This window comes from Algoriphagus aquimarinus, assembly GCF_900112005.1.
Classification (GTDB): Bacteria; Bacteroidota; Bacteroidia; order Cytophagales; family Cyclobacteriaceae; genus Algoriphagus; species Algoriphagus aquimarinus.
In genome coordinates, this window is record NZ_FOKK01000009.1 from 141,372 (window position 1) to 154,526 (window position 13,155).

The following is a 13,155-nucleotide window of genomic DNA, read 5'->3' on the forward strand; positions in this document are numbered from 1 at the left end:
AATATGATTTAAGTTTAAAGAATTCTTCTCAGCAGCATTCTTTTCTAGTAGATCAAAAAAAATAAGGTTCACTCAATGATGAATTTATCTTTAAGTGAACCTTATAACTAAGACATGAGATCAATTGTTCATTGATAATACTAGCTTACAATGTTTTTTGCCAGTTCCAACTATCTCTCAGTGAGTCTTCTAATGAATAACTAGGTTGCCAATTTAGTACGGAGTTAATTTTAGCTGTATCAGCCCAGATTTTCACAATGTCACCAGGCCTTCTTGCTCCGATTTTAAAATTCACTTTTACACGATTAACTTTTTCAAAAGTCCTTATAACTTCCAATACAGTGTTTCCATTTCCAGTTCCTACATTAAACACATCGTAGAAATCATCTTTCTGCTCTCCTAAATACGCCAAAGCTTTCACATGAGCATCTGCCAAATCCATCACATGGATGAAGTCACGAACACATGAGCCATCCATAGTATCATAATCGTCACCGAATACCGTCAGTTTCTCACGGATACCAGCGGCAGTTTGCGTCACAAAAGGAACCAAATTAGCTGGAGTGCCAATAGGCAACTCTCCTATTTTCGCAGATGGATGTGCTCCTACTGGATTGAAGTATCGCAAGGAAATCACTCGGATTCCAGCTTGACTCTTTACAAAATCCATCAAAATATCCTCGCAGATTTTCTTCGTATTGCCATAAGGGCTTTCAGCGTCTTGTCTAGGTGTCTCTTCTGTAACCGGCAATATCTCCGGCTGACCATAGACTGTACATGAAGAAGAAAAAACCAGGTCTTTGATTTGCTTAGCACGCATAAAATCAAGAATTGTCAATAAAGAACCCAAGTTGTTCTGGTAGTATTTCAAGGGTTGCACGGTACTTTCTCCCACCGCCTTGAAAGCTGCGAAATGAATGACACCAGAGATATCATGTTTATCAGCGATTTGATCCAAAAGATTACGATCGCTGCAATCGCCCTTATAAAAAGTAAGCCTTTTGCCTAGAATCTCTTCTAATCTATCCAGTACTTTTTCGTCAGAATTAGAGAGATCGTCAATGATAATTGGGTTGAAACCCGCTTCAACTAGTTGAACTGCAGTGTGAGAACCTATATATCCGGCTCCGCCAGTGATTAAAATGTTTTTCATCTATTGTAAAAGTTTGCTAAGACAAAACTATCCAATTGGATGGATAATAGAATTGTTTTGTAATAAGAGTTAGTGAAAAATTGAAGACTTGGTAAACTTTGAAAACACCTATTGACAATCGCCTTAGAAAATCATTAAGTCAACGAAGTGTTTCATTGGGTTACATTATTAACGTAAAACTTCCCCGCTTTTGTACCGTCTGAACCTCATCATCAAGAGGAAAACTATATTGCATCAAGAAAGTATAGCTTCCTGGCGTAGCATTTCTCCCATTAACTAAGCCATCCCATCCCTCAGAACCAGAATAGATTAGCTGTCCCCATCTATTATAAATCCAGAGATTGAAATTGATTTCACAATTGGAAACAGCCTGAAAAACGCCTCCATCCCTCTTTGGATAATAGCCAGAAGGCATTCGCACCTCTGGTGCCTCTTCGGTTACCAATCCAGTTCCTAAACTCACACAGCCAGATGCATCCAAAACAGATATAGTATATGCACCTTTTGACAATCCGGTAAGCGAACTCTGAGTAACATTCTGTTCTTCCCAATAATAGATAAAGGGAGTTTTGCCTCCTGCTGGAAATGCAAACAATTCACCATTACTGCCTCCAGGACATGCTGGCTTAGTCAGCCTTACATCTACTTTCAAGGCAGCTGGCGAAGAAATTTCAAAAGTTATTGGAACGGAACAACCTGCATTATCAAAAACCATAAGTTCGTAAGATCCTTGAGAAACATCCGTCAAACTCAACTGACCAGAAAAAACTTTCTCGCCATCCAGGTCTAATGTATATGGACCAGTTCCGCCCTTCACCGTCAAATTCAGAACTCCATCCTTTTTACCATAGCAACTCACACCAGCTGTAGTGATTGAAGCAATCTCTAATACTTGCGGCTCGGTGATTTCTAGGTTTTCTATAATTCTCTCACATCCAATATTATCAATTACGGTAACAGAATAGATCCCAATGGGTAGATTTCCTGCAGTTGCTGAATTCAATTCAGGGTCATGTGACCAGGTAAATACGTATGGTGAAACACCTCCTTCGATATCCAGGACTATTTGCCCGTTGGACTCACCAAAACATTTGACATTTTCGATAGTTCCTAATTCAACGACAAACTCTTCTGCCACAGAAACTTGCAATTCTTCAGAAGTTCCAGCACAGGATTGGTCGACAAGACTATATGTCATATAGCTAACTGTGCCAATTATTCCCGCTGTCTCCCAAATAACTTCAACCGTAGCTTGGTTTTCTCCAGAGATAATTTTCCCTCCGCTCACCATCCATTCGTAGCCGCGTCCTACCGAAGGATTCGGGGCAGCATAAAAATGTGGAGCCAGAGGATCAAAGCAGATAGCTATATCCCCAATAGGGTAAGCAGCATCAAGCTTGGCATTGATTAGTATATCTAGAGAAATTGGATCAACGAGGCAGCCGTTCTGACTTAAAGGTGTAGCAATTATTTTAGCATTTGCATTAGGCGGACCCCACTTAACCAAAACTGAATCACCATAATCTTGTACGACAACGCCTCCCTCAACTTCAAAAGTTACAGACTTAATATGTTCTTTTCCTTCAATCTTATAAATCAGTTCTTCTACATCAGGGCAAACCGACTGCTCGCCTACTAGCGTTGCTTTAGATTCTAATACTTCTACGGTAAACGTTTCTTCTTCCTGTTGATCGCAGGTGTTTTGACTGATGGAAGCCGTAACAGAAACTTCATATTTACCTGGCTTAGCAAATGTATGAGTCACTTCTTGACCTTCTTGAACAGCAGAATCATCGCCAAAATCCCAAACGAAGTAGGTAAACTTTTCATTTTCTGAGGTGATAGACCAAGTTCCCTCTTCATTGAGGCAAGCTGTGAGATCTCCAACTACTTCAAAATCATAGTCAACCTTGACTTCAAAATTCAAGTTATCCAAGGCTGCACCCACAGCGTATCCATAGGATTCCAAATACCCAAACCCATAAACGTATGCTATAAATCCTTCTGGGTTTGTCAACTGATGTACTCCTTGAAAAACACTTATTCTGGCAAAATAAAAGGAGGAATTGCCAGGAACCTGAGAAAAGGAAGCTCCTATATTTTTACCATCTAATACAGTATTTGACTGAGAACCAGCGGGAACAATAATATTGACATAATTCACCTCTATGGACTGTAATGACAGAGCAGAAAACTTCACATCTTTCAGCAACTGTTCATTTGGACTGTAGGTAATCATAAATGGATCACCTTGTCCAAAATTAGGATCATTGGAATTATTGCATTCTTGACTTTTAGAAAATACAGTTACTGATGAAGGCTTTGAAGTTGTTATAGAGACTGTTTCATCTGCTTTTAGATCAATATTCAAAAAATCACCTGCATTGATAGAACCACGTTGGACTCCATTTACAACTACCTCAGTGTTCTCCTCTGCTGCCAAAACTTTGACTAATTCACCTGAGGATCTACCTTCCAAAGCCACATGGATAAAAGATTTCCCCCAAGTAGTGACGGGATAAGCTTGCTGAAAAAGGTTGTCATTTGCTGATCCACAGTTTCCTACCGAAGTCCATTTATTTCCTCCGAAGACAGCAATTTTTTTACAAGAATTCGCATCATCTCCGATTACTCTCACTCTTGACCCTGTGAGATCATACTTTTCTTTTATCTGATAGCTTTGACCACGATCCAATTTAATGGTAATGGGTGGGGCACCATTACTTTTGGATATTTCTACCTGCGTATCATTCTCCGTTGCGATCACCAGCAGACTGCTTTCATCATCTATATTTCCGTCGTATCCCACTGGATAGGTGAGCCTCTCATAATGAGAAGTGACATAGTAGTCTTTCCCAAGTGTTCCTAAGGGCAGAACGACAGTCCCATCAGCACTTCTTACTCTTTCATTAAAAGCATAAACCGACAAATCACCCGTGGAGCTGACATAAACTCCTTTTTTTTCAACCACTCCTGAGGACCTATGATGTAGCTCCACATCTCTTGAATCCACTACCAGATTATATCTCTCCCCTTTTTTTAACGACTGGCTAATCGACTGTCCAAGATATTCAATGGTAAAAGTAGCATCTTCAACAGCTGCTATTTCTAAAACGGCCCTGTCTGGTGCTCCTGGAAGAATTCTGTTATTGTCCATGTACCCCAACCAAAATTCCTTGCCAATAGTAGAGATTTGGCCATAGGTCGCCAATACAAAAAATTGCAGGCAAAACACTAGTAAACCAACTCTGTAAAATCTTTTCATGCAGGACTTTTATACTCAATAACATCTCAATATAGCTAACTGATAAAAATAAAACTCTCCATCCAGCACAAACAAAGATTCTCTCAGTCCAAAAGGTGGACAATCCCTAAGTCTTCACATATTTAATTCCTATCTTTGCGCCTCAAAAAAGAAGAAACACCTTTATGATTTCAGTAGATAATCTATCCCTCAAGTTTGGTAAAAGAACCCTTTTCGACGAAGTATCTCTAAAGTTCAATCCTGGCAACTGCTATGGTGTGATCGGGGCTAATGGAGCTGGAAAGTCAACTTTTTTGAAAATACTTTCTGGTGAAATGGATAGTACAAGTGGTGGTATTAGCATCACTCCAGGTCAGCGTATGGCTGTTTTGAGTCAAAATCACTTCGGCTTTGATGAGATCGAAGTGCTAAAGACTGTCCTTATTGGACACAAGACACTTTATGCCATCATGGAAGAAAAGGACGCTATCTACATGAAGGAGGATTTCTCTGAAGAAGATGGCCTGCGTGCTTCCCAACTTGAAGCGGATTTTGCAGAGATGGATGGCTGGAATGCTGAATCTGATGCTGCTGCCCTTCTGTCGGGTCTGGGAATCACCGAAGATCTGCATTACATGCAAATGAAAGATCTTGCGGGTAATCAGAAAGTCCGTGTTCTATTAGCACAGGCACTTTTCGGAAATCCTGACATTTTGATCCTCGATGAGCCTACCAATGATTTGGATGCAGCTACAATCGAATGGTTAGAGAACTTCTTGCTTGATTTCAAAAACTTGGTAATCGTAGTATCTCACGATAGACACTTCCTTGATTCAGTTTCTACGCATATCGTGGATATTGACTTTGGTAAAATCAAAATATACTCTGGTAACTACACCTTCTGGTACGAATCTTCTCAGCTTGCATTGAAGCAGCGTTCGGATTCCAACAAGAAGGCTGAGGATAAGAAAAAGGAATTGCAGGCATTTATCGATCGATTCTCTGCCAACGTTGCCAAGTCTAAGCAGGCTACAGCGCGTAAGAAAATGATCGAAAAGCTAAACATCGATGAGATTGAGCCTTCGATGAGAAAATACCCAGGCATCATTTTCAAGCCAGAAAGAGAAGCCGGAGATCAGATTTTCATGACGGAGAACTTGGAATTGAAAGCTGATGGAGTGACTTACTTCACTGACGTCAATTTGATGGTAGACAAAGGCGATAAAATTGCTTTTATCTCTAAGACCAAGCAGGCAGTGAATAAATTCTTCCAAACGATCATGGAGGAAATCCCTTCTTCCAAAGGAAGTATCAAATGGGGAGTTACGATCAACAAGGCATACTTGCCAAATGATAACTCTGAGTATTTCAAAACAGATATTTCTCTGATCGAATGGCTGAGACAATTCTCAGGAAATCAGGAAGAAGCGTACGTGAGAACTTTCTTAGGAAGAATGCTTTTCACAGGTGAAGAGTCCTTGAAAAAGTGTTCTGTACTTTCCGGAGGAGAAAAAGTTCGTTGTATGATCTCCAAGATGATGCTTCAGAATCCTAACCTTCTGGTAATGGACGAGCCAACAAATCACTTGGATCTGGAATCCATCACTGCTTTCAACAACGCCATTATAGAGTTCACCGGAACTGTATTGATGTCATCTTATGATCATGCGTTTGTTCAGTCTTCTGCAAATAGAATAGTAGAATTCACTCCAAGCGGAACGATCGATAGAAGAATGCCTTACGAGGCTTATCTTGAAAGTGAAGAAATCAAGGAATTGAGAGAGAAAATGTACGCAAAGTCATAAGGCTAGCTCATTGCTACTCACTGCAATCATAATTTATTTGGCGATCCTAATCGCCGTCGGAGCTTTAGCTTCAAAATTCTTAAAGGGATCGAATAACTATGCTTTGGCAGGTCGTTCGCTCCCTTTGCTTTTACTTAACTTCAACTACTGATGAACTATCCTAAAATTATCCTAAAACACGGAAAAGAGATTTCCTTGAAAAGACGCCATCACTGGGTGTTTTCTGGCGCTATTTTCCAAAAAGACGCCAATCTTGAAAATGGTCAATTGGTTACGGTTGTCTCTTCGAAAGATGAGTTTTTAGGGATAGGTCATTTTGCTGAAGGCTCAATTATGGTTCGAATTATTTCCTTCGAGGAGCGGGAAATAGATCAAGCTTTTTGGAATGAGAAAATCGCTTCAGCGCTTTCTTTACGAAAAAGCCTTGGACTTACTGAGAATGAGGAAACTAATGTATACAGATTGGTACATGGTGAAGGAGATTTGCTTCCAGGATTAATCGTGGATTTTTATAATGGAACGGCAGTGATCCAAGCTCATCAGATTGGAATGCACGCTCATTTGAAGGAAATCGCTCAAGCCATCAAGAATGCTTATGGAGATCAGATCTCAGGCGTGTACGACAAAAGTGCGGAGACCTTACCAAAGAATTTGGGTATCACATCCAACGAATGGGTTCTCGGCGAGCCAAAAACCGATTTGGTTCAGGAATACGGAGCTACTTATAAAATTGATTGGGAAAAGGGTCAGAAAACTGGATTCTTCATCGATCAGAGAGAGAACCGAAAGCTTCTTACTGATTACTCTCATGGCAAAAAAGTTCTAAACACCTTCTGCTACTCTGGAGGTTTTTCAGTCTTGGCTTTGCAAGAGGGAGCAGCAGAAGTTCACTCTGTAGATATTTCATCTAAAGCCATAGAGCTTACAGAGGAGAATATTCAACTCAATCCTGAAATCAAAGGGAAGCATGAATCCAAAGTAGCTGATGTGGTTAAATACATCCGTGAAATTGGTGATGATTACGATGTGATCGTGCTAGATCCACCTGCTTTTGCAAAAAATCTAAAAGCGAGACATAATGCTGTTCAGGCTTATAAGCGTCTAAATGCTGAAGCACTGAAGAAGATCAAATCTGGCGGAATCCTTTTCACTTTCTCCTGTAGCCAGGTGGTGGACAAAGCACTTTTCCGTAACACAGTTACGGCAGCAGCTCTAGAATGTGGTAGAAAGGTGAAAATCCTTCATCAAGTAACGCAGCCAGCTGATCATCCGATCAACATTTTTCATCCGGAAACTGAATACCTCAAAGGTTTGGTGCTCTTTGTTGAGTAAAATCAGAGTTTATACTTAAGAATTAAAGTCTTTTGACTTATTTTCGTTTACTAATAAAAACACATCATGTACACAGGAATTCAGCATCTTCATTCAGGAATCGCTTATCTGGCATTGCTTGCTTTGGTAGTGGTAATTATTTACATGCTAATCGGGTCACTTTCAAATCGTGAATTCACGGAGAAAGATCGGAAAATCGCTTTGATCGCTTTTATCCTATCCCACATCCAGTTGTTAGTAGGTTTGATTCTATATTTCCTAAGTCCTCTAGGAATGGAGATGTTACAATCAGGTTCAGCAATGTCTGATCCAGCAGCCAGATTGATAGCTCTTGAGCATCCGTTGATGAATATTATTGCAATTGTCTTAATTAGTATCGGTTATATCAGAGCAAAAAAACCAGGTGCATCTCGTGCTAGATTCAGAAGTATTTACATGATGTATGCCATAGGACTTGTTCTTATTCTAAGCAGAATCCCTTGGTCAGCTTGGTTGGCGTAAGCGTATAAGTCAATGATTTGAGTTTAAAAACTTCGATATTCAACATTCATCATTCATCATTCACGATTCACGATTCAATATTAAACCAGAAAGAGGTAGCATCTGTCATGCTACCACTTTCTGGTTTAATAGTAGATTGAAAGATCTATCCCTTTCAGGGCTATAATAAATATTCGCTCTGATTAAACGATGGGCTATACCCATCGCTTGGATATTATGGCCTTTCAGGCCTGATTCAAATTACTGATATTTCTTGGTCAATCTGGATTTGTAACTCCTGAGGATATTTGCATCGGTAAGGGCGAATGATGATTCGCCCCTACAGACATCACTTCACATAGGCTTCTATCAATCGCTCGGCGCATCTTTCACCGTCCATAGCTGCAGATACGATACCTCCAGCATAACCAGCTCCTTCTCCACAAGGGTAAAGACGCTTGATCTGAACATGCTCAAAAGACTCACGATCTCGAGGAATACGAACTGGAGAAGAGGTTCTACTCTCTAATCCTATCAACTGAGAATCATTAGTGTAGTAGCCTTTCATTTTTTGTCCGAAAGCCTTAAAAGCCATAGCAAGACGCTCTGAAATAAAATCAGGTAAAACATCTCTCATTTCCACTGAATTCAAGCCCGGCTGATAGGATGTGTCAAGTAAATTTGAACTCACTCTTTTCTCCACAAAATCAACCATTCGCTGAGCTGGTGCAGCTTGAGTTTTACCACCATACAGCCAAGCTTTTTTCTCAATATCTGCCTGAAACTCCATCGCCGCCAAAGGTCCAAACTTTTGATATTCCGGTAAATCTTCTAACTCCACAGAAGCTACAATTCCCGAATTAGCAAACTTACCATCTCGACGACTAGGACTCATTCCATTCACCACCAACTCTCCTGGAGCAGTAGCTGATGGTACAATAAATCCTCCCGGGCACATGCAAAAGCTAAAAACCCCTCTTTGTTTCTTTTTGAATTCTGTCTGATGAACAAGTGAATATGCTGAAGCAGGAAGATATGGCCCTCGGTCTAGCCCACAATGATATTGTATACTATCGATAAGATTTTGGCTGTGCTCAATCCTCACTCCTAGTGCAAAAGGCTTCGCTTCAATCGTGATTTCTTTTTTATGCAACAAATAGAAAATATCCCGAGCAGAGTGGCCTGTAGCCAAGATCACTCCTATACCTGTGATTTTATCTCCATGCTGAGTCACCACTCCTTTCATCTCATTTCCTTCCAAGATGAAGTCTTCTACTCTAGTGTCGAACAAAACTTCTCCTCCAAATTGCCTGATGCTTTCTCGAAGGTCTTCCACCAGTTTCGGAAGTTTGTTTGTACCTATATGAGGATGCGCATCGACGAGTATTTCTTCCGTAGCTCCATGCGCTACAAATATTTCCATGATCCTTCGAATATCTCCACGCTTCTTGGACCTGGTATATAGTTTCCCATCTGAATAGGTACCTGCTCCTCCCTCTCCAAAACAATAGTTCGAATCAGGGTTCACCACATGATCTTTGTTGATAGCTGCTAAATCACGACGACGGGATCTGACATCCTTACCTCTTTCGATCACAATTGGTTTCACTCCTAGTTCTATTGCACGAAGTGCCGCAAAAAGTCCAGCCGGCCCTGCGCCTACAATAATGATTGGATCTTCATTTCCAACATTTTTATATTCAGGCCGATGATCCAACATAGCAGGAGGAGTCTCTTTGACAAAAAGCTCCGCTAGAATATTGACTTTAACATTTCTACCTCTAGCATCGATAGAACGTTTCACTTGCCTGGCAACAACATCCGTAGAATCCACTGGAAGACCAGCTTTCTTTAGAATTACTTCTTGAAAAATGATGGGGTCATAAGCCTCTTGAGGACTCAATTGTAAGGTAAATTCTTTTTTCATGTGATGTTAATTTGGCTTTTAAGGTCACATGCCTGCTCTGCTGACATCAGTATGAAGGGGAATCTAGCATGGTTCATAATCCACACGTTATAAAGCAACTTTAATATGCTCGATTTCATAGTAAGGTATTTATCCTTAAAAGGGTTTTCAAAGATAGTGTTTTCAGCAGTATGATGCACTTAGACTAAATGATCAGTATTCAGTTTCAGTCGCAGTACGTGTAACTGTTAGTAGTGAAAATTGTGAGTGGTGAGTGGTTGAAATGACAAATGGTAGTCATGCAAAAAAATAAAAGGATAAAGTAAGGAAAAGCCCAAGTATCATGCCTTTATCATGCGGGTATATAGGGAGTATCTACGGGGCAACTAGTGGGTATCTAGGGGGAATGCACGAAGCAGCTAGAAAGATTCGTACTAGATAACAGGGAATAGTGATAAGTACTTAGGAGTTCTATTTGCCTTTTGAATTCTTCCTTTTAGATTAATTTAATCGGTCAAGGACCTCAAATCTTGATGAATTAGAAATAAATTCAGGAACAATTACTTTCAAATGAGATACTAATTCATTTTCAGAGTTTTTGGTAACCAATTCTATAAAAAGTTCGATTTGGCCATCGATTTTATGATAAGAAGAAGGAAGTACCTGAGCAATTTTGATTTTAGGATGGTGAGTAATTTTGACTGTTTCAAAATCATTGAGAAGTTCTTCGTACAACTTCTCGCCCTCTCTTAAACCGGAGAAAACTACATCTATATCCTCGCCTACTTTTTTGCCAGAAAGCTTGATCATCTTGTATGCCAAATCAAGAATTTTAACTGGCTCTCCCATATCGAAGATATAAATCTCTCCACCTTCACCCATAATTCCAGCCTCAAGTACTAACTGACAAGCTTCTGGAATTGTCATGAAATAACGAGTGATTTCTGGATGAGTAACCGTTATAGGACCACCATGCATTATTTGCTTCTTAAACAATGGTATCACCGATCCATTAGAGCCCAATACGTTTCCAAATCGGGTAGTAATAAATTTAGTATGGTAACTTTTATGATTTCTTTCTAGATATTCATTTAAAGCTTGAACATACATTTCGGCAGCACGCTTACTCGCTCCCATTACGTTAGTAGGGTTTACGGCCTTATCGGTAGAGACAAAAACAAATTTATCAACTTTGGCCAGCACTGAAATATCAGCCAGAATCTTAGTACCTAAGATGTTTGATTGAATAGCCTCTTCAGGATAATTTTCCATCATTGGCACATGCTTATAAGCAGCAGCGTGGAATACTACCTGAGGCTTGTAAGCTTTAAATACCTCTTTAATTTTCTTTTTATTCCGAACATCACCAAGTACAATCTTTATTGGGCAATCAGAATGGTTTTCTTTAAACTCTTGCTCTACATCGTATAAAGCTGACTCTGCAATATCAAACATGATAAGAAGCCTAGGCTCATAATGACTAATCTGTCTACAAAGCTCCGAACCAATAGAGCCAGCAGCGCCAGTCACTAGGATCACTTTTCCTAGCAAGTCTTGGTGTATCCTAGGATTATCCAAAATTATCTGCTCACGACTAAGCAGGTCCTCAATTTTCACTTCTCTAATTGCACCTGCAGTCAATCCCCCATTAATCCATTGATCAACAGGAGGCACTATAGAAACAGAAATTTTTAAACGAAGGCACTCATCTATTACTTCATTCTTTCTCTGTACGGATAGATCTCTGACAGCTATAATCAATTCTGTAATGCCGAACTGAGTTACTAGCTTTTCAAGATCACCTAATCCTTTATAGATTCGTTTTCCATCAATATTTTTACCTTCTTTTTTAGGATCATCATCCAAAAATGCCACTGTATTGAAAAGAATTTTGCTATCTCTTTTAATTGCTTCCTGAGCAATAATCCCAGCTTCACCAGCTCCGAATATTATTCCATTCTTCAATTCTTTAACTAAAATCCCATTTTTCAAGTAGACAAAAAGCTCTTTCACCAATAATCGGTAAAAGATTAGCATAAAGAGAGAGGATAAACTCGCTATAATAAGTACTGATGTTGGAAGCAGAAATCTATCATTCAAGAAGTTCCCATGAAAGAAATTCAAGGATAGGAATAAAATGAAATTGATGAGAACAGTTTTAAAGATATTTGCCCCATCTCTAAAGCCCGTATGACGGACAATGCCTTCATAGCTGCGTGTATTCTGCATGACTAACAAACCACCAACCATAAAAATAAAGCTGCCGGCAAAGGCGTCATTCTGCTCTATCAATACCAGTTCAAAATTAAATCGAACCAAATATCCAAATAAGGCACAATAGAAAAGAATAAAGGAATCAAGGGTGGCAATTATCCATCTAGGAAGGATTTTCAACCGCGTTAAAAAATTCATAGTAGAGATTTATTCAAATAATACTTCGTTATAAACTCAATCACTGAAACAGGCCTATTACTTTGCAAAGTAAAGATTTTTACTGCTTATATCTAAATCCTTTTATATTATTTCAATAATATTTTGCGTTTTTTAGGCTATCAAATGATAACTTTTGTTTATAAACGCAATAAACTGTCAATTCAGATTAATTGGAGAGTGCTAATCAGGAATAGCAAAGGCAATTCGATAGTTGTTATACCTCTCTACTCCCCTCAAATCTCCCCATAGACACATGTCCTTTTTGGGTAACACCTTTTCCAGCCAATACATTAAAAAAGGTTTGGAAGAGAATTTTAAGATCCAAAAGGAAGGTAACATTGTCTACATACCATACATCTAGCTTAAACTTGGTATCCCAAGAAATAGCATTTCTTCCATTCACCTGTGCCCAGCCAGTCACACCTGGCCTTACTTCATGTCTCCTAGACTGATTAGCTGAATAAAGCTTGAGATAATCATCCAATAAGGGCCGAGGTCCTATTAGGCTCATATCCCCTTTCAACACATTGATTAACTGAGGAATCTCGTCTAGTGATGATTTTCTTATCATCCTTCCAAAATTAGTGATTCTCACAGAATCAGATAATGGATCACCATCCTCATTTACCAGATCCAACATAGTCTTGAATTTCAATATCTTGAATGGAATATGATCCATTCCAGGACGAGATTGAGAGAAAAATGGTGTCCCTTTATGATATATGCTTAAAGTAATAACTAGCACCAAAAATATCGGCAGAAGTATAATAAATAACAAAAAAGCCAGAAGTAAATCCATCGG

The 13,155-nt window shown here is 39.4% G+C and carries 8 protein-coding genes; 3 read left to right on the forward strand and 5 right to left on the reverse strand.

What is annotated here, in order from left to right:
* Window positions 1-145: 145 nt before the first annotated feature.
* The gene (gene galE, locus BM291_RS13255; RefSeq protein WP_092898182.1) at window positions 146-1,153 is read right to left on the reverse strand and encodes a UDP-glucose 4-epimerase GalE; all 1,008 of its coding nucleotides are present in this window, start codon (window positions 1,151-1,153) and stop codon (window positions 146-148) included.
* Between the two features lie 160 nt (window positions 1,154-1,313).
* Window positions 1,314-4,418 (reverse strand): PKD domain-containing protein, encoded by a 3,105-nt coding sequence (locus BM291_RS13260; protein ID WP_092898184.1) that lies wholly within the window; start codon window positions 4,416-4,418, stop codon window positions 1,314-1,316.
* Between the two features lie 164 nt (window positions 4,419-4,582).
* On the opposite strand from BM291_RS13260, the gene BM291_RS13265 reads away from it, so the two are divergent.
* From BM291_RS13265 to BM291_RS13275, 3 genes are all read left to right on the forward strand, one after another.
* Entirely contained in the window at window positions 4,583-6,202 is a 1,620-nt protein-coding gene (locus BM291_RS13265; protein ID WP_092898186.1) for an ABC-F family ATP-binding cassette domain-containing protein, read from the forward strand.
* A 150-nt stretch (window positions 6,203-6,352) separates the two neighbouring features.
* Window positions 6,353-7,534 (forward strand): class I SAM-dependent rRNA methyltransferase, encoded by a 1,182-nt coding sequence (locus tag BM291_RS13270; RefSeq protein WP_092898188.1) that lies wholly within the window; start codon window positions 6,353-6,355, stop codon window positions 7,532-7,534.
* A gap of 66 nt (window positions 7,535-7,600) precedes the next feature.
* Complete coding sequence (locus tag BM291_RS13275) at window positions 7,601-8,035, forward strand: hypothetical protein (protein WP_092898190.1); 435 nt, start codon at window positions 7,601-7,603, stop codon at window positions 8,033-8,035.
* A 328-nt stretch (window positions 8,036-8,363) separates the two neighbouring features.
* On the opposite strand, the gene BM291_RS13280 is transcribed toward BM291_RS13275, so the two are convergent.
* The 3 genes from BM291_RS13280 to BM291_RS13290 form a co-directional block, all read right to left on the reverse strand.
* Window positions 8,364-9,941: an NAD(P)/FAD-dependent oxidoreductase gene (locus tag BM291_RS13280; protein ID WP_092898192.1), complete on the reverse strand. Its 1,578-nt coding sequence runs from the start codon at window positions 9,939-9,941 to the stop codon at window positions 8,364-8,366.
* A 480-nt stretch (window positions 9,942-10,421) separates the two neighbouring features.
* Entirely contained in the window at window positions 10,422-12,332 is a 1,911-nt protein-coding gene (locus tag BM291_RS13285) for a polysaccharide biosynthesis protein (RefSeq protein WP_092898194.1), read from the reverse strand.
* 235 nt (window positions 12,333-12,567) lie between these two features.
* The gene (locus tag BM291_RS13290; protein WP_317045663.1) at window positions 12,568-13,152 is read right to left on the reverse strand and encodes a sugar transferase; all 585 of its coding nucleotides are present in this window, start codon (window positions 13,150-13,152) and stop codon (window positions 12,568-12,570) included.
* Between the last annotated feature and the right edge of the window lie 3 nt (window positions 13,153-13,155).